Genomic DNA, 21,546 nt, shown 5'->3' on the forward strand with positions numbered 1-21,546 from the left:
GCACCATAAATATGGGAAATAATAAGGAAATAGAATGAAAAACATGAGGAAAACCTTGCTTGCCTCCGCAGTGGCTTCTTGGTTTAGCGTCGGTGCATTGGCACAAACCCCGGTGGACATGGGGGTCGTTAACGAAGACAAATTGATCGACATGTTGGTCCGCAATGGCACCGTGAGCGCAGATGCGACCGCAGCAGAAAAACGTCACGCATTGGATCTTTATCTCGAGAGCAAAATTCGCTCCGGCTTTAAAGGTGACGCTCAGTTTGGCAAAAAAGCACTGGAACAACGCGCAAAAGTGCTGAAGGTGATCAAGAAAGAAAAAGGCATGCACAAAGCCAGTGTGTTCGCGCTGGAAATTGGCCAGCAGCGAACCGATAAAGTGCTGGCGTTGCTGATTGACTTCCCGGATCTGCCGTGGAACGACAACCAGCTCACCAAAGCGCATACCGAAATGCTCTACGACAATTACGATGCCGCGCACTATCAAGATCTGCTGTTTTCAGACACCGGCTACGCCGGGCCGAATGGCGAAAACCTGATCTCGATGCGTCAGTACTACCAGAATGAATCAGGCAAGAGTTATAGCGTGGCAGGTCAAGCCGCAGGCTGGTATCGCGCCTCCAAAAATGCAGCTTATTACGGTGGCAACTCGCCAGCAACCGACAGTGATATGCACGCACAAGAACTGGTGCGTGAAGCGTTGGATCAACTGGCGCAAGATCCCAACATCAACCTTGCTGACTACGATGTCGAAGACCGTTACGACTATGATGGCGACGGCAATTACCGTGAGCCCGATGGCGTAATTGATCACCTGATGGTGTTCCACGCCTCTGTGGGCGAGGAAGCCGGTGGCGGCGTGCTGGGCGCGGATGCAATTTGGTCCCACCGCTACAACCTCGGCCAGTATCATGTCTTAAAAGGCACCAGCAGCACCGTACCGGGACGCTTTAATGGCCAATACGCCGCGTACGATTACACCATTCAGCCGATTGATGCCGCCGCCGGGGTATGTGCCCACGAATATGGCCACGATTTGGGCCTGCCCGATGAATACGACACCCAATACACAGGCAAAGGTGAACCGGTCTCTTACTGGTCCATCATGTCGTCTGGCAGTTGGGCAGGTAAAATCGGCGGCACGCAGCCCACCGCGTTCTCCGCGTGGTCCAAGCAATTTCTACAAACCGCAATTGGCGGCCGCTGGATCAACGACGACCAGATTTCCATCGACGATCTGAAAAAAGGCGCTCGCACCTTTACCCTATTCCAAACCACCGACAACGCACGTCCGAACTTGGTGAAAGTGAATCTGCCGATGAAACGCACTGAAGGCATTCAGCCGTACGAAGGCCAATACGCGTTTTACTCCAACAAAGGCGACAGTCTGAACAACCGCATGAGCCGTCAGGTCTCGATTCCAGCGGGCAGCAGCGCGATGCTGACGTTTAAAGCGTGGTATCAGATTGAACAAGATTACGACTTTGCACGCGTGTTGATTAACGGTCAGCCGATTCAAGGCAACATCACCTCGATGGATGACCCGAATAACACGGGCCTCACACCAGCCATTGGGGGCGAGTCAAACGGTTGGGTGGATGCGCAGTTCGATTTGTCGGCGTGGTCAGGCCAAACGGTTGAGCTGAGTTTTGACTATGTGACGGATGGCGGTCTGGCGATGGAAGGGTTGTACATCGACAATCTGGCGCTGGACGTCGACGGCAACATCACTGCGCTAGATGATGCAGAAAACGGTTCGACGTTTGCGCTCAACGGCTACACCACCAACGACGGGTTCCACGAAGCCAACCATTATTACCTGCTGCAATGGCGCAGCCACAACAACGTCGATGAAGGTTTGGCCAACATCAAACGCATGGGTCAGTTGATCAGCTTCGAACCGGGTCTACTGGTGTGGTATGTGGATGAATCGTACAAAGACAACTGGGTCGGTAAACACCCGGGTGAAGGCTGGCTCGGCGTGGTCGATGCAGACCAAAACGCGATGGTGTGGTTGAACAGCGGTGAAGCGGCGCAAACCCGATTCCAAGTGCGTGACGCTGCTTTCTCACTGTTTGACCAAGCGCCAATGCGCCTAGAAAGTGCCGATGGTGATGTGCTGGAAGATGTGAGCTTGATTGGCAACGCCAACTTCGCCGATGGTCAAGATTACAGCTCGCCGCTCGCACCAGATTCTGGCCGTTTACTGACTGAATTTGGCCTGCAAATCGACATTGTGAATCAGAGCCAAGACAATGAATTTGGTGTGGTTCGTCTGTCACGCGCCAACACGGCCAATGTGCCGCCAACCGCGAACTTCGAACTGGATGTGAATGGTCTGAGTGTCAACGCGCACAACCACAGCCAAGATTCGGATGGCGAACTGGCCAGCTACGCGTGGGATTTTGGCAACGGCGAAACCAGTGATGCTATGGCACCAAGCTGGCATTATGACGCCGCGGGCACCTACACCGTTCGCCTCACCGTCACCGATGATCAGGGTGAGAGCGACACCGTCACTCAAACCATTACCGTCGTACAACCGAACCTGCCGCCACAAGCGAGCGCACGTTATGTCCATTTGGGTCGCTGGGTCACCATGTGGTCAACCAGCAGCGACAGCGATGGTCGCATCGTCGACACCGAATGGACGCTGCCGAACGGCAAAATTAAACGGGGTCGCGTGTTTACCGCCATTCTACCGCGCGCAAGCGAGCAGGCCGTCACACTCAAAGTGATGGACGATGACGGCGCAAGCACCACCACCACCATTTCTCTTGATCTGTAAGTCCCACCTTATGTTTCTTGCATAGAAACAGTTGAGCGCAACGCCCGTTGCGCTCTTTTTTTGCTCATCGCGCTGTACTTTTTTGCGGCCATTCTTTTTGCGGTCATTGTTTTTGCGATCATTGTTATTGCGTTTGCATACGTTCCAACGCTTCCACTCTACGCCATTGCTTGGCATCAAAGCGCGCTTCACGCAACGCAATAATTTGCTGCGCTTTTTGCGCCTCACTCAAGTGACTGTCGGCAAGCAATGCCGCGCGCTCTGCCAGATAAACCGCCAATGTCTGCTGAAACTGCGTGCGCTGCGCATCCAATGCACTCAAACGCTCTGCGCCAGCTTCTCCCACCGCCGCGACGCGAGCAAGATAACGCGACTGTTCATCATCATCGCCATCTGCGTTGTAGAGTCGGTTCACCAGATCGGTATTGTGTTCACTGCGCTGAATATAATCGGCTTGCTCTGCCACAACGCTTTGCCATTGCGATTTGGCATCCGCAGCATCGCTGGCCTCACCAGCAATTCGCAGCTTTTCCATCGCCAGATGCCGGAGCTGATTCTCTTCGCCAAACAAATGCTGTTGTTGCTCCGACGTAAAAAACTGTAATTGCAAGGCGAGGATCTGCTGATTGAGCACCGATAGTGCGGCGTGATCCAGCGCGTTAATGGGCACCGACGGTTCAAGCTTCGCCAACGCCTGTTTATAGCGAACAAATTGCTCAAACAGCGCCCCATCGACCAAAAAGCCGTTGGTTTGCTGCTCGTAATTGGCGACGTGGTGCTCTATCGCCTTTAAATCGCCTTCTCCCAAACCAGACACAAAATAGTCGAGCAGATCTCGCGGTGAAGATTGATCCAACTCAGTATCGCTTTGCGACGCCACCTGCATCGCAGCCGGTGGCGCGGCGTCGGAAGGCCAAAAGGCCGCACTGAGGCTCCCCAATACGGCCACTATTCCTAAACACAGTGCGGTCTTTTGCATGTCGACTCCTTACAAACCTTGCAGTTTCAAACGATTAGCGTGCTGGCGGTACAAAGTAACAGGGTCAGTTTCAAACAGGTGATGAATACCGAGCAAGCCGTTGATTTCATCCAAATGATTCATGGCGTAATCGTCTCGAATCACCTGGCCTAAATGGGCACTGCACGCCCCCACCAAGCCGTCACTCGGGCCATCAAACGCCAGCCCCAACACGGTCATCGCCGCATCGGTAGGATCGAGCGCGTTGGTAAACGTTGATGCGCCAGTCCACGAGTAATAACGCACGCCGTTTACTTCATAATCGCCTTCGCCGCATGCCGTCGCGGGAATGCCTTCCGGGTAGTTTTGGTTGAACGCCAGTGAGCCTTCCGTGGTCAGCGCATCCAGCGATGCCAACGCATCTTGTTCCAGATCGCCACCACCAGAGAGCAGATTGATCAGCGCCACCAACCCATCGGCCAATTTAACCGCCAAGGCTTCCGTGACTGAGTCTTGCGGAATGGTATTGCGCACCAAATCCGCCACCGCCGAGCCTTTATTCACGCCGCCAATACTGGTGGCCGAGGCGACTAAGTCGGGACGAACCGAGGCCACGTAACGCACCGTCGGACCGCCATGACTATGGCCCATCAAGTTGACTTTTTCCGCGCCCGTGGCAGCCAGCAGCGTTTCGACCTGCGCCAAGAGCTGTTCACCGCGTAATTCGGTGCTGTTGGTGGCAGACACCTGCGCGACATACACCGTTGCGCCATCTTTGGTTAATGATTGCGGAATGCCGTAGAAGTAATCCACGCCAGCTAACGTATCGAAACCAAACAACCCATGAACCAGCACGATGGGGTATTTGGTGTGGGTATAGCCTGTTTGATCGAGCGAACTGGCACTGGTGGCGGCCAGTGACAACGAGCTGAACAGGCAGAGAGCAGAAAGTAATAGTTTATTTTTCAAATGATCTTCCTTCTTATTCGGGGATCGGCGCCTGAGAACAAGGCGCAGACATCGGACCTCTGAGGAGCAATCTAACGTTAGAAGAAAGAGACCAATTTACCGATGACTACAAACGCGCTTCGTGAAGCGGAGTCCATATTCAACAGATTCAATAAACATCATCAACGTAATTCCAAGAAAACATAGAATGCTTGAATGAAAGACAGGAAGGGAAAGAGGAAGGGAACGAGGAAGAAAACAAGAAGGCAGCGCTACGTGCCGATCGCACGCAGCGCCTATCGATATTACGCCAGTTTAAACTGCGCCATTTCGTGGTTCAGGTCAGCGACTTGTTCACGCACTTGCTGCGAGGTTTGGTTGGAACGCTGGCTGATCGCCGCCACATCTTCCACCGCGTGCGTCACGCCATGCATCAGGCTGGTGATCGCTTGAGTGGCTTGCGTCTGCTGCTCTGCCGCGCTGGTCAGCTGTGCCATTTGATCGTTCAGCATCGCAATCTGCGCCGTGGTGGATTCCAACTTCACCACCGCTTCTTCGATGTGCTGCGCGCCGACGCCAGCAATTTGTTGACCTTGTTGAATCTCGTTCACCACCGAAGCGGTCGACGACTGAATCGCCTGCACAATCTGGTTAATCTCGGTGGTCGATTGCGTGGTACGCGTGGCCAACAAACGGACTTCATCCGCCACCACCGCAAACCCGCGGCCATAGTCACCCGCACGCGCCGCTTCAATGGCAGCGTTCAAGGCCAGCAAGTTGGTTTGCTCCGCCAAGCCTTCAATCACTTCGGTCACTTTGCCAATCGCTGCACTTTCCTGACTGAGTTGGCTCACCAGCACGTTGGCGTTTTCAATCGTCTCATGCAGCGTCTGCATGGTCTGTTTGTTGCGAACCAGCGACGCTTTCCCCTGTGCAATTTCGCGTTGTGATGCCGACAGCGTGTCAACCGAACGCTGCGCCTGCTCCAATGTGTGCGTGGTCGATTGCGCGACATCAGACAACTCCGCATCCATTTCGGTAATGTGTTGCTGCTGGTTTTTCACCTGCGTTAGGGTCTGCTGGCTGGAATCAAGCAGCGCAGTCATGCTCTCGCTCACCTGATTGGCTTTGTCGGTCACGCCGCGCACAATGCCCGCCAAAGAGGCGTTCATGCGGTTGATTGATTCAGTGAGTGCCGACAGTTCATCATTGCCTTGTACGGCGAGCGGTTGCTGCGACACATCGCCTGCGGCAATGCGCTGCGCGCGCTGTGAAATCTCCGACACGCGGCGGCCAATGCTGCGCCCCATGTAATTGGATATCGCCAATGCCGCGACAATCACCAGCACCAGCGCGACAACCAGAAACGTCAGCACTTGATGAATGGACGCTTCAATGCCCTGCCCACTGCGGTCGGCCTTTTGCTGCTGCGCGGCCACCACGTTGTCTAAGCTCGCTGCCAGTGCACTCGCCGCAGGAAGCAGCTTTTGAGCCATCTCTTGGTTGGCCACGTTCCAATCCGGTGACTGGCGCAGCGCAATGGTTTGATCTGCCAAGGGGAAATAGAGCTGCTGCATCTCTTTGAACAGATCCCACAATGAGCGGTCGCTGTCGTCTAGCAGATCGAGCTTGTCTTCAATCTCACGAACCGACTGATTGTGCGCCTTGATAAAGTCGTGATACTTGCTCAAATATTCCGGCTTGCCATAAAGCAAAAAATCGCGCATCGCCGATAACGCGTTGGCCAGCGAGTTGTAGCTGTCGGCATACACTTTAAACAGGCGCTTGCGGTCATCGCCCTCTTTCTTTGACGCTTCGTCGTTGATCAAGCCTTGAATCTGATCCAGCGCGACTTCTGCAATCGGCGCAGCTTCGTTGATAAAGAGGTTATGCGCTGGCAAGTTTTCCGGGCTGTGCGCCAGTTCGACAATCTGATGGACGGAGGTTTTCACCGCATCCCATTGCTCAACCACCGTTTGATAATCCTGCGCGGCAATCAGCGTTTCGAGCACCGGCAAGCTCTCATCGGTTTGCGCGATAATGGCATTTAACTGCTGTTTGAGCGTTTCACCCGCGGCTTCGTCACTGCCCAACAACATATAGGCGCGCACGCTGGATAACGTGGCTTGAATCGATTGTTGAATGCCGCGACTGGTGTCGACGGTCGGCAAATCAGAATTCAGAAGGGATTGCGTGTGGCGTTCTAATACCGACACACTGCGATAGGTCATCGCGGCAGACGCGACAAATAAAAGGGCCAACAACAAAAAACTGAGCTGCAACTTCCCTGAAATCGTTAGCTTCATCCATAAGCTCCTGTACAACGTTAGGCGGTCACTATAACGTTAAAATTCTGTTACGCAAACCGAGTCACCAGAGATACCGTCACGCGCAACGGACGGATATCAAATCCCATGCACATCCATCTGGTTAACGAAACACGGGCAACGAGCCAGCCTGTTTCACCTGGCGCATCGCCAGATGAGTATGAATGTCTTTGACGTTGTCCAATTGCTGCACTTTGCGAATAAAGCGCTCGTAACCCACCAGATCCGGGCTGACCACTTCCAGCAGATAATCGTACGCGCCCGACACCACGTGCGCACTGATCACTTCATCCATCTCCACCAGCGCCGATTCGAATTCATCAATCGAACTGGCTTGATGATTATTGAGGCTGACTTCGACAAACACCGTCATGCCGATGCCAACCGCTTTGCGATTCAGCGTCGCCTGATAACCATCAATCACGCCTTCATCTTCCAGCCGCTTGATGCGCCGCGCGCAGGGAGAGGCTGACAACCCGACCAGCTCCGCCAATTCAGCCGTCGAGAGTCGGCCTTGTTTTTGAATCAGCGCCAACAAGTGGCGATCAATTCTGTCCATTTTCATCATTTGGTGATTTCCAGCGTCATTTCCATATTTATTGATGGAATCCATCAATAATTCCATACCTATAAACTAAATTCGCCGAATATCAGCGTCAAGTTCTCGTGATAATAAAACCCTCCGCCGATTGTGCGCATGGCACGCGGCACCACCGATCATCAGGGATGACTTATGCTTTCAGGATACTTGGCCATGGTGGCCACACTGCTACTTTGGGCGGGCTTTTTCTTATCACTGCGCGAAGGAGCCATGAGTGCGCTGACACCGGCCGATATCGCGCTGACGCGCTTTTTGATTCCCGCCATGCTGTTGTTGCCGTTTGTGATGAAAGCCAGAGCACAAATAGCGATGGTGCCCAAGCGTTACTTGCTCGGCATGTTTATCGGCTGCGGCTTGCCTTACCTGCTGTTAACCGGCAGCGCGATGCACTTTGTGCCGGTTTCCGACGGCAGTACACTGGTTCCGGGTACCCTGCCGCTCTTTGTCTCCGGCATTGCGGTATGGCTGTTTCATCAGCCGCTGAGCCAGCATCGTATCTTTGGGTTGGTGTTGGTCTTGGGGGGAATTGGCGTGTTTCTCTCCACCAGCGCCATGGATTATCAGAGTGACAAACTGCTGGGCCATTTGCTGTTTCTGCTGGGCAGTTTGATGTGGGCCGTATTTACCATCTGCGCTCGTGTCGCGAACTTGCATTCGCTGGCTGCGGCCGGATTCATTTCCCTGCTGTCCGTCACCTTGCTGCTTGCGCTGATCGCCACTGGCGTGCTGCCGAGTCACTTAGCGCAAACGCAAATCTCGGCTTGGCCATGGCAAACGCTGTTTGGCCACAGCTTAATTCAAGGTTTGGGAGCCGGTGTGATTGCCGCCTTTACTTACCTGCATGCGGTGACCACACTCGGTGCAGAGCGCTCTGCGGCATTTGGTTCAGCCACGCCAGCCCTTGCGACGCTATTGGCGATACCACTCTTTGGCGAGATGCCAAGCACACTCACATGGGTCGGGCTGGGATTGGTCAGCTGCGGCAGCTTAATTGCCAGCAACGTGTTGATGAAATATGACGCGTCGCTGGCGTATCAACCACCGCAACACGGTCGGAATTGATGGAACAGGCACGCCGTTAGCGAACCACTTCCAAAATTAACGGCACCACCACACACAGGCCAAACAGCGTATTGGCCTTATCGCTGTAGCGTAAATGGATCAGAAATGGCGAGGCGACAAACAGCGTCACCAACACTGGCACGGCGCTAATCACGCCCAACAGATAGAGCGCCACCAGCAGGACAGACAAAGTGACCGTCCAGCGCACCGGCACCAGCAGCTTCTTTCCCAATCCAAACATAAATACCAAGGCAGCAAGCAAAGGTAACATCAAAACACCTTTATGATATTAATTCTCATTTAGATTCATCATAGTCACGCGCCGCCACAAAAGCAATAGCCGCACAACGAAAGATCGACCGCCTCCGGTTGGGTCACGGCACAACTTCAGGTATATTTCCGGTTCACTCACTCAAGAAGTTCGCTGTTATGAAAACCCCATGTATCGCCGCCTGTAAAAACAATGGTGGAATCTGCTCTGGTTGCCGCCGCACGATGGATGAAATTATTCAGTGGCGCCATCTGTCCGACGACGAGCGCGACACCATCATGCAGCGATTATCCGGTCAACAATCCACCCACACTTGCCCTGCTTGCGGCGAGCCAGCACATTGCGACATCAGCGCGGGGAAAAGCACCTGCTGGTGTTTTGACGTCGAAAAACGCGACGTGTCTGCCCAGCCAGAAAGCTCGGTTTGCCTGTGTCGAAAATGCTTAGAAAAACAGCCGATTGAATAATAATTTCACATTACTTTTTCTAATTCAAAACATAGATTTTTATCTTGCTTAAGATCACATTTTTCGATTGCTTAAGCACTCCACCCTCACTAATATCTCGCGCCGAGAGCATCGCTTTCCTTCCCGCTCTCATTAGTCATATTTTTGAAATTTATCTTTCTCGCGTTATTGATGTTGTTGGGTGGAGAAAAAGATGTCTGCAACATTTCCGTTAGCTAAACTGACGTTCCTGATCGCCATTCTGACCGCTGTTGGTCAGATGACTCAGACCATGTATGTGCCTTCCATTGGTCACATGGCCGATGATTTTCTGGTGTCTGCCGCATCGCTGCAGGCGGTGATGGCGTGCTATCTGATCCCGTATGGTCTGTCGCAGTTTGTCTACGGTCCGCTGTCCGATCGTTTGGGCCGTAAACCGATCATCATCGCGGGTCTGGCCATTTACATCGTAGGTTCATTGGTCGCGCTATTTGCCCATGACTACGCTTGGTTCTTGGCAGGTAGCTTTATTCAAGGCTTGGGGATTGGTTGTGGCGGTGCGATGTCTCGTACATTAACACGCGACTGCTTTACCGGCGCAGAACTGCACCATGCGAACAGCCTGATCAGCATGTGTTTGATTTTTTCTCCGCTGATCGCGCCAGTATTGGGTGGTTACCTGACTGAATTCTTTGGTTGGCGTTCAAGCTACCTGTTCTTGTCGCTGTTTGCGATTGCCGTGGTCATTACCATGATGACCAGCATGGTCGAAACGCTGCCAAAAGAGCGTCGTAAAAAAGAGTCGGTACTGCACAGCTACAGCTACGTGATGTCCGATCACCGCTTTCAAGGTTACTTGATTTGCCTTGTCGCCACCTTTGCTGGTGTGGCGGTATTTGAAGGCGCGGCCGGCGTGCTGCTGGGTGGTGTTCTGGCGCTGCCAGCAACCACCGTGAGCTTGTTGTTCGTCACCCCAATTCCGGGTTATCTGGCCGGTGCGTGGCTGTCGAATGTGATTGCACAACGTGCCAGTGAAAAACGCGCACTACAAGTCGGCTTGTTCGCGATTATGCTGGGTTCGATAATCGTGTTGATCCCTGGTTTGATGGATCACACCACTGCCCCCACGTTAATTGGCGGCGCAACGGTGTATTTCTTGGGTGCTGGTATTTTGTTCCCTGCGGCAACCACGGGCGCGTTAACACCGCTGCCTTACCATGCCGGTACTGGCGGTGCGATTCTGGGTGGCATGCAAAACTTGGGCGCTGGCTTGGCGACCTTGATGGCATCCATGTTCCCAGCATCCAACCAACTGCCACTGGGCGTGATTATGATGGTGATGTCGGTGCTGGCGCTGCTTGGACTACGCCGCGTTTACAAACGCCACGATCCATCCAAACACATGCCACTGGCGATCTAACGCCACGCATCAATGACCTAACGTCAAAGACCCAACGTCAAAGACCCAACGTCAAAAAGGGAGGCTCATGGCCTCCCTTTTGTTTGTCTGATGTCTTTGTCTTGTGAACCACGTTTCTCGTGGCTCACTTCGTGTGACTTATTTGGCGCGCAGCGCCTCGCCTTCAAAGGTCACGCCATCCCAACCAAAGCGCATGAAGTTGCGAATGTTCTGATGATCCGCATTCTCCGGGTGCTGCAACACATCCTGACGATAAAAATCACCAAAGCAAGCGAGCGTAGCTTGCGGGCTCAGTTGATGAAGCTGCGCAAAGGCAAAAATCTTACATGAACCGTTGTTCTGGTTCGCTTCATTGCGGGTCTCGCCATTGTCAAACGCCGTTGGCGTGAAATCGTAATGCGCATCAATGGTCGCAATGACCTCTGCAAATACAACGCATTCAGGTTGCTCATTCAGTTGCGTCAGTAGCGCGCTCAGTTCCATGTCAGTCTATTCCTGTTGAGATCGAAAACCCGCAGTCTAAAGAAATTTAACTGCAGTGAAAACCGATGCACGGATTGAATCCATCACTGCATTTCCATTCAATCGGATCTAGCGCACAAAATTGAAGCAAAAACAGCGCCCGTATTGCCCCTGTTGCAGCATCAATGGGCTCACAATCAAGTCATGCGCTCGCATGAGGATTCAATTATTGCGTGAATGCATCCGTTGTGTTCTTTAATCCTTGTCTACACTAATGTTTTACATCAGAACGAATGCTTTACCTAAGAACGGATGTTTTACCCAAGAACTCAATAATAAATTAACTCGTCAGAGGGCAACATGAAAAAACTATTGCGGCATTTCCCTGTGTACAGGGTGGTTACGCTGATTGCTGGCCTACCTATCGCCATTGCATTGATACTTGCGACGTTGAACGTGCTCGACCTCAGAAACCATGTGGAAGTCGCTGAGCATGACCAAGAAACCGTCAACCTCATTCTGCTCTACGATAACCTCGCACACAATCTGGCGTTAGAACGCGGCCTCACTGCCGGTGTACTTGGCGCCAAAGGCCAAGGCCCGCAAGTCGAGCAACTTCGTCAGCAGCGCAGCAAAACCGATACGCACGTGAAAGCGCTGCAAAACTATGCCCCCCAAACACTCGATCCACAATTAACGCGCACATTAAAAGCCGATGTCCTCAATCAACTGACACAACTCTCCGACGTACGCAAACAAGTTGATGCCCTCGCGCCCACCATTTCTCCGTTTGCCTACTACTCCAACCTCAATCAACTGGCAATCGATGATGCGCAAGTCCTGCTCTCCACCATCGATGACGTCAATGTGGCTGAAATGGGTAGCTCATTAATTGCCATCGTGATCATGAAAGAGCGCGCCGGACAAGTTCGCGGCGCACTCAATGGGGCGTTTGCGCGCAAAGCATCGACGCCCGCGCAATACACCGCAATCAACGGGTATATTGAATCCGGGAAATATGCAGAACGCATGGCAACCCTGACGATGCCCCCCGCGTTGAACCAGAAGCTGACGCAAGCCAAAAACACCGACATTTGGAAGAACGTGGAAGCGATTCAACGCGCCTATTTGGCCCAAAGTGACACGTTAAATGCCTTGCAAGGCCCTGCGCCGTCGGAATGGTTTGGCGCCGCAACCGAACGCATCAAACTGATTAACCAACTACGAAACGACATTCAGCAACAAATGACCACCCTATCGGCCACGCAAGCAGAACAAGCCATTTGGAACCAAAACATCATCTTGGTGCTCAGTATCATCGTGGGATTTGTGTTGATTTGGAGTTTGGTCACCAGTGTGATGACGCTGCGCGAGCGCGTGGGAAAACTCAACAAAACACTGCACGCCATGGCATCCCAACGCGATTTGAGTGTCTCTTTGGCTTCACCCGGTCAAGATGAAATATCGCAGATCTCGCAGAGCGTGAATGGTTTAACCACCAACATTCGTAGCCTACTGTCCGATGTCACCACCACCAACGAACACAGCGCGGAACGCCTGACCAAAATTGTCCGCAGCGCGCAAGATCTCGGAAAGAGCAGCAGTGCGACAACAGCCAAATGCGAAAACATCGCGGCGGCAATGACTGAGCTGTCGCAATCCAGTGTTGAAATTGCGCAGTCGTCGGAACGAGCGTTGGAAGAAACCCGACAAATGACCCAACGGGTGGTCGAGTGCCAAGATCAAAGCCAATCATCATTCAAAGCGGTTGAAGCCTTGGTGCAGCAAATCGAACAGACGCAAACCTGCATGACCGAGCTGGAAAAAGACGCCATGAGCGTGAGTAAAATCGTCGATACCATCAATGGCATTTCAGAACAGACCAACCTGCTGGCCCTCAACGCCGCCATTGAAGCGGCGCGCGCTGGTGAACACGGACGCGGTTTTGCCGTGGTCTCCTCTGAAGTGCGCGATTTGGCGCAGCGTAGTAAAGACGCGACGGAGCACATCAGCCAACTGCTCGGCAATATCACCAACAACACGGCCACAGCAGTAAACAACATGGAGAAAAGCCGCGAAGCGACTCACGACACCTTTGCGTCCGTATCGACTGTGACCAACAGCGTGGCGGCGCTGGAAAGTGTGATTGAAGAAGTCAACGCACACATCACCAGCATCGCGAACGCCACCATTGAGCAATCCAAAGCCAGCGAAGCGGTCGATCAAGACGTCGACATTCTGGCTGACATTGCCCAGCAAACCGGTGAACTGGCCCAACAAATGAATCACATTGTCAGCAGCTATCATGGTGAAGTGGATCGCGTGAAACAGCAGCTTGGCGCATTCAAACTGGGTTAAGCGGAAATACCAAAGTTCTACGAAAATAAAAAGGACTGCGCAGATAAACCGTCTTAGACAACGCAACACACCATCAGGCGCAGGCACAAAAAAAGGTCATCTCACGATGACCTTTTTTACCATATGCTTCACGGCTCAAAATGGCACTTCAACCTGCATAAACCAATCGGCTTGATACACTTCGTGCCAACGATAATCTAGGCGAACACGCGGTTCTCCCGTTTTCTTCTGGCCAAACCCCAAGCTCAGCTTGAGGCCATGGCTCTTCACCCACTCTTCAGTGGTCATTTGTTCTTCACGTGCAGCCAAATCAGCCGGCATCCAAACGCCCACACCCAGATAACTGTTGTCCATCTGTTGGGTCACAAATGGGCTACTGTCGTTGACATCAGCAGCCAACCAACCATCCCAATATTCACCACTGCTTGGTGTTGCATCCGCTTCGGCATCAAACGTTAGTAGATGCTCTGAGCCCGGTTCTTCACTATTGAGAGAAACGCAAATACCCGCGTTCTCCATGTAGTTGATCTCAACGAGCTCTTCTGAGGGTTGTGTTGCCGAAGTATATAAGTCGCAGTCCAACGCCAAGGTCGGCAGAGAGAAAAGTGCTAATAACAACACACACTTTTTCATGGTTCACGACTCCAGCCCAACACGGGCAAAAATGATTAATACACGCTGAGTTTTTGCAGTAACTGTGCCACTGAAGGGGTTGTCATGGTGGAGATGTCCCCTTTTTCAGCTAAACGCTGGCGAATGTCCGTACTGCGTACTTTGACTTTTTCCGGACAGGCCATCACGGACCAACGCTGTAAAATCTCTTGAGATTTAAAAAACTTACCGAAATTGAACAAATTATCAGGTCCGACCACGAAAGTAATGTCAGCGTGAGGAAAGATTTCCTGTAAACGCGTCAAAACCGCGTAAGTCGTGACACTTTCACCCGGTTGGATCAAATCCTGTTCAACTGTACTTCGTTCTAACTTATGAGATGAAAAATCACCAATAAAAGCATCAATAAGGTTGCAGCGGATCTCATAATTCAGCATTTCCTTGCCCCAAGCATGAGAAATGCTCGGCACGAGTAAAATGCGATCAAAATGTTCAAGTGAGTCAATGACGCTCTTGTGGCCCAACGTGGGTGGGTTAAAAGCGCTGCCAAAAACAGCAATTTTTTCCATCTTTTTCCCGATTAAGAGTGAAAACGGCATTCACGGTTTTCTAATTGAATGTTTGCGGTATGATACTACTAAATGTTTATTGCTTGCAGGAAAAGGAACGCTAATGGAACAAATTATCCGCGAAGAGATGCGAGTGCTACCAAGCATCGATCCAGCATTCGAAATTGAACGCCGTGTTGGCTTTATTAAACGCAAACTGACTGAATCTGGCTGCAAAGCACTCGTTCTTGGCATCAGTGGCGGTATCGATTCCACCACATGCGGTCGTTTGGCCCAATTGGCGGTGGATGCCCTCAACCAAGAGCACGGCACTGACCAATACAAATTCGTTGCCGTTCGCCTGCCTTACGGTGCACAAAAAGATGAAGATGAAGCGCAGCAAGCGCTGACTTTCATTCAACCGACCTTCTCAGTTTCCGTGAACATCAAAGCGGGTGTCGATGGCTTGCACGCCGCATCACATGACGCATTGGCTGGCACGGGGCTGATCCCAAGCGAAGCGGCGAAAATTGATTTCGTCAAAGGCAACGTCAAAGCGCGTGCTCGCATGGTGGCACAATATGAAATCGCCGGATACGTGGGTGGTTTGGTGCTGGGGACCGATCATTCAGCCGAAAACATCACCGGCTTCTACACCAAATTTGGTGACGGTGCGTGTGACCTTGCGCCGCTGTTTGGTTTAAGCAAACGTCAAGTTCGCCAAGTGGCCGCAGCACTGGGTGCACCGGAGCTGCTGGTTCACAAAACCCCAACGGCGGATTTGGAAGAACTCGCGCCACAAAAGGCAGATGAAGATGCGTTGAACCTGACTTACGAACAGATCGATGATTTCCTCGAAGGCAAACCGGTCACTCAAGCGGTGATTGACCGTTTAGTGAGCATTTACAAAGCCACGCAGCACAAACGTCAACCCATTCCGACCATCTACGACTAAACGCGTTGCATATTTTGCGTTGCTTTATGCATCAAATGACATAAGTTCTTGTAAAGCCAAGCCTTCTGCGCTTGGCTTTTTATTCACAGGACACACATTGTGGCACAACATTCTCGCTACAAAACCACTCCCAATATCATTACTTATCAATCAAATACCGTGACTGCCCTCCCATTACTTTCATTCCATTTTTTGTAGCCCAAGTTGTGTGAACCAAGCTTCATATTTTTTGTGAATAGCGTCGGAAAATATATTCATCTCTCATTTCATAAGGTTCACAAATATGTTGTACATGGAGTTCTTGTTCCTCCTAATAATGCTGTACATCGGCTCGCGGTATGGCGGTATTGGCCTCGGCGTTGTATCGGGTATCGGTCTGACGGTCGAAGTCTTTATCTTCAAGATGCCGCCCACGTCACCACCCATCACCGTTATGCTTATCATTCTTGCGGTGGTCACGTGTGCTTCGATTTTGGAAGCCGCTGGTGGCCTGAAATATATGCTGCAAGTGGCGGAGCGCTTGCTGCGTAAAAACCCCAAACGCGTCACCATCATTGCGCCGCTGGTCACTTACTGTATGACTTTCCTGCTCGGTACCGGTCACGCGGTTTACTCCATCATGCCTATCATCGGCGACGTGGCGTTGAAAAACGGCATTCGTCCTGAACGCCCAATGGCGGCGGCTTCTGTGGCATCGCAAATCGCCATCACCGCGTCTCCGATTTCGGCGGCAGTGGTGTACTACTTGGCGGAGCTGTCCAACATCAACCACAACATCACACTGCTGTCGATTCTGATGGTCTCTGTACCAGCCACGCTGTTCGGAACCGTGCTAATGTCGCTTTACAGCTTGCGTCGCGGTAAAGAGCTGGAAGATGACAAAGAGTATCAAGCGCGCCTGCAAGATCCGGTATTGCGCGAAAAGATCTTCAGCACCACGGCCACATCGTTGAATGAACAACTGCCGACATCAGCGAAGAACTCTGTGTTGCTGTTCATCCTGTCGATCATTGTGATTGTACTGGTGGCGATGTTCCCAGAAGTGCGTCAAATCGGTGATGCAAAACCGATTAACATGGCAACCGTCATTCAGATGATGATGCTGTGTTTCGGCGGTATCATTTTGCTGGTCACCAAAGTGAATCCGAAAACCGTGCCGGAAGGTGTGGTGTTCAAATCAGGGATGGTGGCGGCGATTGCGATTTTCGGTATCGCATGGATGTCGGATACCTACTTCCAATACGCGATGCCGCAGTTCCGTTCTGGCATCATTGATATGGTGAACGCCTACCCTTGGACGTTCGCGCTGGCACTGTTCATCGTGTCCGTAGTGGTGAACTCACAAGCGGTGGTGGCAAAAATGATGCTGCCCGTGGGCTTGGCGCTGGGCTTAGAACCTGCCCTGCTGATCGGTTTGATGCCGGCGCTGTACGGTTACTTCTTCATTCCGAACTACCCGTCTGATATCGCCACGGTGAACTTCGATATTACCGGCACCACCAAGATCGGTAAGTGGTACTTCAACCACTCCTTTATGGCGCCGGGTTTGGTGGGCGTGATTGGTGGCTGTTGTATGGGCTACGTCCTGGGTCAAATTGTGATTGGCTAACAACCCAATGCATACAAGAAAAGCGGACTTGAGGTCCGCTTTTTATTTTTGAATCACTTTTGATCTTGAACCAAGCCTATGTGAACGGGATTTAGCCGCTATTTAAATTGGCTTTGCAACGCCCGGCTTACCGCCAGTTTTCGCTCCCCGATATAAACGTACATTTTGCCGGTGAACTCCTTTTTCACTTTATCCACTTTGGCGACATTCACAGCGACTGCGCGATGGATTTGCCAAAACTGATCAGGATTGAGCTGCGCCAACAGCTCCTTCAGCGATGCGCGCAATAGATACGCTTCGATTCCGCGCTCACCTTGCGTATACACCGACAGGTATTTATCTTCGGCCTTGAGATACAGTACATCTGCCGCGGCAATCAAATGAATCTCCTCGCCTTTGCTCGCTTTCAACCAAGTCAAATAACTGGGTTGGCGGTTGAGCTTTGAGAGCTGAGAGAGCAGTTGCGTCATGTCCGGCGCGGTTTGCTCGGCGCTTTGTAATCGCTGCTGCAACCGTTCACAACACTGCTGCAAACGAGATTCGCTCACCGGTTTAAGCAGATAATCTGCCGCGTTGATGTCAAAGGCGCGCAGCGCGTACTCATCAAAGGCCGTCACAAACACCACCAGCGGCGGCTTGACCAGCGCCTTGAGTTGATTCGCTAAAGCCATGCCATCGAGCTTGGGCATTTTGATGTCCAGAAACACAATATCGGGCTGATGCTGATGAATCGCGTCAAGTGCGGTTTCCCCATTGTCCGCCGTCGCTACCACATGGAGTTGTGGCCACAACTCAGCCAACGATTGATTCAAATGGCGGCGCAGCAGCGGTTCATCGTCTGCGATCAGCGCGGTCACATCAGGCCACATCATGCTCTCCTTGTAAGTGTGTCATCGCGTGTTCAGCGATTCGAATCGCGGCAGTCACGCCGCCTTTGGCATTCTGAGTTAGTGTGAACTTAGCATCTCGGCCAAACAAGCCATGAAGACGCTGGCGCACATTCTCCAGCGCGATGCCATTGCCTTTGGGAATTTCACCAAGCCCGGTGCCATTGTCTGAAACGGTCAGCACAATCGCATCCTGCTGGCGTTCAATCGTCACATTCACTTCTCCACCCTCCGCTTTGGGTTCAATGCCATGCTCGATTGCATTTTCCACCAGCGGTTGCAACAACATCGGCGGCAAGCAGAGCGCGTGCCACTGCGGATCGCTAGGTAAGCTGTAGCGCAGACGATTTCCCAAACGAATCGATTGAATCCCCAGATAAGCATCAATCAGTTCCAGTTCGTCTTTGAGGGTCGAAATACCCTCGCGATGGCGCATTGAACTGCGCAATAAATCGGTTAATTTTTCCAGCATACGCTGCGCTTTGTGCGGTTCGCTGGCAATCAGCGCGTTCACATTCGCGAGCGTATTAAACAGAAAATGCGGTTCAATCTGGCTTTGCAACTGTTTGAGCTGGCTCAGCAGCAAGGCTTTTTCCTGTTCACTCTGACGACGTTTCGCCACTTCGAGCGCATTTTCAGCCACCAGCTTTTGCTCATGAGCGTAAAAATAGAAAAAGCACAGCGCGGTAAACATCAACCCCAACATCATCACCGGTTTAAGCGCCGCAAGCGTGTCGAAGCCCGGGTATTGATTCAACCAGATGTACGCGTTGGTGGTGCCAAGCACCATGGCGCCAGCCAACGCAAGCAGGTTCACGTGACGGGTAGAGAGCGAGGGAAACACCGCGCCTAGCACCAGTGCGCACAGATACGCACTCACACCGTAACCAAAGCTGATGATGAGATGGCCGCGAAGCGGACTTGGCCAAATCGCCTGCGTACCGAGCGCAATCACAAAGCAAAACAGCGCGGTGAAGGTCAGGCTCTTGCCATGACGTTTTAGCCAAAGAGTTGTGTCTGTCATAAGACGATTCCTTTATCAATGAGTGGATCCTAAACAGTTCAGGCGGGTTTGCCTATGCACGCCCTGCAATGCCGCTCGTGAAACGTGCGGCACCTCCCTTTTCTGTGTGGTCAGGAATCAGATTAACGCGATTGAAAAACTCATTTGGCGCTTTGCGACGAACGGTCATATGCTGGCATGAACGGTTAACCGCCACCGTCATTGGCGCGGTGAAATCGAACCTGCGACGTAGAGTGACAAAAAAACCAGCCCGAGGGCTGGTTTTTATCTGTTCCGCAGCGTGGCCTATGGCACGCCATGACCTTTCGACGCCACCCAAACGCGATACCACTGTTCGCGAGTCAGCGTCAGATCCAATGCATCCACCGCGGCTTGTACACGCTCGATTTTACCCGAGCCGATGATGGGCAGCGGTTTCGATGGCAGTGCGCGTACCCACGCGTAAATCACTTGATCAATGCTTGCAGCGCCTAACTCTTCACGCAGCGTTTCTAACACCGCTCGCACCCGTTTCGCCTGCTCAGATTCACCGTTAAAGATAGCGCCGCCACCCAAACAAGACCACGCCATCGGACGCGTGCGCAGCATCTGCATTTGGTCCAGCGTGCCATCATGGGCGACGTCAAAGTTCAGCGGGTTGATTTCCACCTGATTGGTTACCAGTGGTTTTCCCAAGCGCGATTGCAGTAAATCAAACTGCGCTGGCGTGAAGTTCGACACACCGAAGTGTTTCACTTTGCCCACTTTATGCAATTCAGCAAACGCCTCGGCCACTTCATCGGCATCCATCAGCACATCTGGGCGGTGAATCAACAGCACATCAATGTCATTCACACCCAAGCGTTCCAGCGAGTTATTCACCGATTGGTAAATGTGCGCGGCACTGGTGTCGTAATGATTGATCGTACGTTCAGGGAATTGAGCGCTGCACAGCTTGATGTCACACTTGGTGACGATCTGCATCTGTTCACGCAAAGACGGTTCCAACGCCAACGCTTCACCGAACAGTTGCTCACACGCGTAGTTACCGTATATATCGGCGTGATCAACTGTGGTGATCCCAAGCTCGAGGTGCTGCTTCAGGAAGGTCAAACGTTCTTGCGGTGTCATCCCCCATTCACCCAGACGCCAGTATCCTTGTACTAGCTCAGAAAATTCCGGGCCTTGAGAGGCAATCGTGACTTTCGCAACCATGGTTTTACTCCTTTTCTCTCTTTGGCCAACATCCTAAGCTTGTTTCCCAGCCACCTCAACGGATAGACTGGAGAAGTTCGAACTGGAGTACGAAGTTGTGAGTTTTGCGACACGTTTACAAATATTAATTGGCGAAGAAAGTATCAGCGGGTTTGCGCGTCGCGTCGAGCTGTCTGAAGGTTTGATTCGCAAATATCTCAAAGGCAGTGAGCCGAGCCTGACTAAAGCGAATCAGATTGCGATGCGCGCCAATTGCTCATTGGAATGGCTGGCGACCGGTTGCGGTTACTTGTATCGCCAAGCTGAAGTGGTAGATATGGACGCCTACGCGCTGGCGCATCAATACGTCACCGGAAATGCGCTGCCTCTTGACCAGCAAGAGCAGCAGCGACTGATCATCTCGGGATATCAATACTTACGCGCGCATAAAAAAGCCGATGGCTATCTCGACGAAGCGGCCATGGCGGCATTTTTGCAGCGCCACCCTAAGGAGCGAACGCCGTCCGCGTCAAAGTAAGCGACATCGCCACACCATCGGTGAACAGCGTGGCTTGCGCGTCTTGATGCTGCCATGTCAGCGTTTTAGGGAACGCCCGCGCCTGTTGGTTGAGAAACAGCACCAACGCTTTATCCGTGTCTTGCCAGCTTTGTGTTTGCCGCTGCTGCGCCACATCAAAACGGGCCTGCGCCAGTTGAGCGTCTTGAAGCTGAAAACCATCTTTGCGTAACCCAAGCTGCAATTGGCTCCAGTGATGCTGGCTGTAATCGGCGTGCAGCACCATCTCACTGCGATGATCGTGGTGAAACGTCACCTCCGCCCACACTGGGGTCGCATAATAGGCAAACGGCTCGCTGCACCACGCATTCACCGACGGCATCGCACTGCATTCCATCCACTCGCTGCGCTCAGAAAGCGCCACCTCAGTTACCGCTTGTCCCGCCAGATAAGGCTGCAGAAAGTCCGGATGCGCCGCGACTGACGTGAGGCTCCAACACCCCATCACCGCCACACTCATCCAGTGCCATTTATTCATGGGCTTCTCCTCTTTGACGCCAGTGTGCCGCCAATCAGA

General features: G+C 52.3%; 20 protein-coding genes. 8 read left to right on the forward strand and 12 right to left on the reverse strand.

Going from position 1 to position 21,546, the window contains the following annotated elements:
- Positions 1-34 precede the first annotated feature (34 nt).
- On the forward strand, positions 35-2,791 hold the full coding sequence (locus tag ACS18Q_RS19665) for an immune inhibitor A domain-containing protein (protein ID WP_441257718.1): 2,757 nt from the start codon (positions 35-37) through the stop codon (positions 2,789-2,791).
- A 124-nt stretch (positions 2,792-2,915) separates the two neighbouring features.
- Here ACS18Q_RS19665 and ACS18Q_RS19670 read toward each other — a convergent pair whose 3' ends face one another.
- From ACS18Q_RS19670 to ACS18Q_RS19685, 4 genes are all read right to left on the reverse strand, one after another.
- Positions 2,916-3,770, reverse strand: coding sequence for a lipase secretion chaperone (locus ACS18Q_RS19670; RefSeq protein ID WP_441257719.1), 855 nt, complete (start codon positions 3,768-3,770; stop codon positions 2,916-2,918).
- A gap of 9 nt (positions 3,771-3,779) precedes the next feature.
- Entirely contained in the window at positions 3,780-4,718 is a 939-nt protein-coding gene (locus tag ACS18Q_RS19675; protein WP_441257720.1) for a lipase family alpha/beta hydrolase, read from the reverse strand.
- Positions 4,719-5,002: 284 nt separating this feature from the next.
- On the reverse strand, positions 5,003-7,003 hold the full coding sequence (locus ACS18Q_RS19680) for a methyl-accepting chemotaxis protein (RefSeq protein WP_014257523.1): 2,001 nt from the start codon (positions 7,001-7,003) through the stop codon (positions 5,003-5,005).
- A 124-nt stretch (positions 7,004-7,127) separates the two neighbouring features.
- Positions 7,128-7,583, reverse strand: a complete 456-nt coding sequence (locus tag ACS18Q_RS19685; protein ID WP_038152219.1) for an Lrp/AsnC family transcriptional regulator — start codon at positions 7,581-7,583, stop codon at positions 7,128-7,130.
- Positions 7,584-7,757: 174 nt separating this feature from the next.
- On the opposite strand from ACS18Q_RS19685, the gene ACS18Q_RS19690 reads away from it, so the two are divergent.
- Entirely contained in the window at positions 7,758-8,687 is a 930-nt protein-coding gene (locus ACS18Q_RS19690; protein WP_441257721.1) for a DMT family transporter, read from the forward strand.
- A gap of 16 nt (positions 8,688-8,703) precedes the next feature.
- Here ACS18Q_RS19690 and ACS18Q_RS19695 read toward each other — a convergent pair whose 3' ends face one another.
- The gene (locus ACS18Q_RS19695; protein WP_004726950.1) at positions 8,704-8,958 is read right to left on the reverse strand and encodes a hypothetical protein; all 255 of its coding nucleotides are present in this window, start codon (positions 8,956-8,958) and stop codon (positions 8,704-8,706) included.
- Between the two features lie 158 nt (positions 8,959-9,116).
- Between ACS18Q_RS19695 and ACS18Q_RS19700 the strand changes: the two genes are divergently transcribed.
- Complete coding sequence (locus ACS18Q_RS19700) at positions 9,117-9,425, forward strand: cysteine-rich CWC family protein (RefSeq protein ID WP_055465711.1); 309 nt, start codon at positions 9,117-9,119, stop codon at positions 9,423-9,425.
- Between the two features lie 193 nt (positions 9,426-9,618).
- A complete protein-coding gene (gene emrD, locus ACS18Q_RS19705) occupies positions 9,619-10,824 on the forward strand; it encodes a multidrug efflux MFS transporter EmrD (RefSeq protein WP_055465712.1) in 1,206 nt (401 codons plus the stop codon).
- A gap of 138 nt (positions 10,825-10,962) precedes the next feature.
- Here the strand turns inward: emrD and ACS18Q_RS19710 are convergent, their stop codons facing one another.
- Entirely contained in the window at positions 10,963-11,307 is a 345-nt protein-coding gene (locus ACS18Q_RS19710; RefSeq protein WP_014257527.1) for a HopJ type III effector protein, read from the reverse strand.
- A 339-nt stretch (positions 11,308-11,646) separates the two neighbouring features.
- Between ACS18Q_RS19710 and ACS18Q_RS19715 the strand changes: the two genes are divergently transcribed.
- Positions 11,647-13,644, forward strand: a complete 1,998-nt coding sequence (locus ACS18Q_RS19715; protein WP_441257722.1) for a methyl-accepting chemotaxis protein — start codon at positions 11,647-11,649, stop codon at positions 13,642-13,644.
- A 135-nt stretch (positions 13,645-13,779) separates the two neighbouring features.
- Here ACS18Q_RS19715 and ACS18Q_RS19720 read toward each other — a convergent pair whose 3' ends face one another.
- A complete protein-coding gene (locus ACS18Q_RS19720; RefSeq protein WP_231623377.1) occupies positions 13,780-14,277 on the reverse strand; it encodes a hypothetical protein in 498 nt (165 codons plus the stop codon).
- 35 nt (positions 14,278-14,312) lie between these two features.
- Positions 14,313-14,825 (reverse strand): nicotinate-nicotinamide nucleotide adenylyltransferase, encoded by a 513-nt coding sequence (locus ACS18Q_RS19725; protein ID WP_004726956.1) that lies wholly within the window; start codon positions 14,823-14,825, stop codon positions 14,313-14,315.
- A gap of 103 nt (positions 14,826-14,928) precedes the next feature.
- On the opposite strand from ACS18Q_RS19725, the gene nadE reads away from it, so the two are divergent.
- Positions 14,929-15,759: an ammonia-dependent NAD(+) synthetase gene (nadE, locus tag ACS18Q_RS19730; protein ID WP_055465714.1), complete on the forward strand. Its 831-nt coding sequence runs from the start codon at positions 14,929-14,931 to the stop codon at positions 15,757-15,759.
- Positions 15,760-16,042: 283 nt separating this feature from the next.
- Positions 16,043-17,368 carry an anaerobic C4-dicarboxylate transporter gene (locus tag ACS18Q_RS19735; RefSeq protein ID WP_038151633.1) on the forward strand — a complete coding sequence of 442 codons (1,326 nt, stop codon included), beginning with the start codon at positions 16,043-16,045 and terminating at the stop codon, positions 17,366-17,368.
- A gap of 98 nt (positions 17,369-17,466) precedes the next feature.
- On the opposite strand, the gene ACS18Q_RS19740 is transcribed toward ACS18Q_RS19735, so the two are convergent.
- The 3 genes from ACS18Q_RS19740 to ACS18Q_RS19750 form a co-directional block, all read right to left on the reverse strand.
- The gene (locus ACS18Q_RS19740; RefSeq protein ID WP_441258224.1) at positions 17,467-18,237 is read right to left on the reverse strand and encodes a LytR/AlgR family response regulator transcription factor; all 771 of its coding nucleotides are present in this window, start codon (positions 18,235-18,237) and stop codon (positions 17,467-17,469) included.
- Positions 18,227-19,279 carry a sensor histidine kinase gene (locus ACS18Q_RS19745; RefSeq protein ID WP_441257723.1) on the reverse strand — a complete coding sequence of 351 codons (1,053 nt, stop codon included), beginning with the start codon at positions 19,277-19,279 and terminating at the stop codon, positions 18,227-18,229. The genes ACS18Q_RS19740 and ACS18Q_RS19745 overlap by 11 nt, the downstream gene beginning before the upstream one ends.
- Before the next feature lie 285 nt (positions 19,280-19,564).
- Positions 19,565-20,473: an aldo/keto reductase gene (locus ACS18Q_RS19750; protein WP_158108458.1), complete on the reverse strand. Its 909-nt coding sequence runs from the start codon at positions 20,471-20,473 to the stop codon at positions 19,565-19,567.
- 97 nt (positions 20,474-20,570) lie between these two features.
- Between ACS18Q_RS19750 and ACS18Q_RS19755 the strand changes: the two genes are divergently transcribed.
- A complete protein-coding gene (locus ACS18Q_RS19755; RefSeq protein WP_143679970.1) occupies positions 20,571-20,990 on the forward strand; it encodes an XRE family transcriptional regulator in 420 nt (139 codons plus the stop codon).
- Here the strand turns inward: ACS18Q_RS19755 and ACS18Q_RS19760 are convergent.
- On the reverse strand, positions 20,959-21,507 hold the full coding sequence (locus ACS18Q_RS19760; RefSeq protein WP_441257724.1) for a hypothetical protein: 549 nt from the start codon (positions 21,505-21,507) through the stop codon (positions 20,959-20,961). The genes ACS18Q_RS19755 and ACS18Q_RS19760 overlap by 32 nt on opposite strands.
- Positions 21,508-21,546: the final 39 nt, after the last annotated feature.

Origin of the sequence: Vibrio sp. Vf1514, from assembly GCF_052076135.1 — a bacterium.
Taxonomy (GTDB): Bacteria; Pseudomonadota; Gammaproteobacteria; order Enterobacterales; family Vibrionaceae; genus Vibrio; species Vibrio furnissii.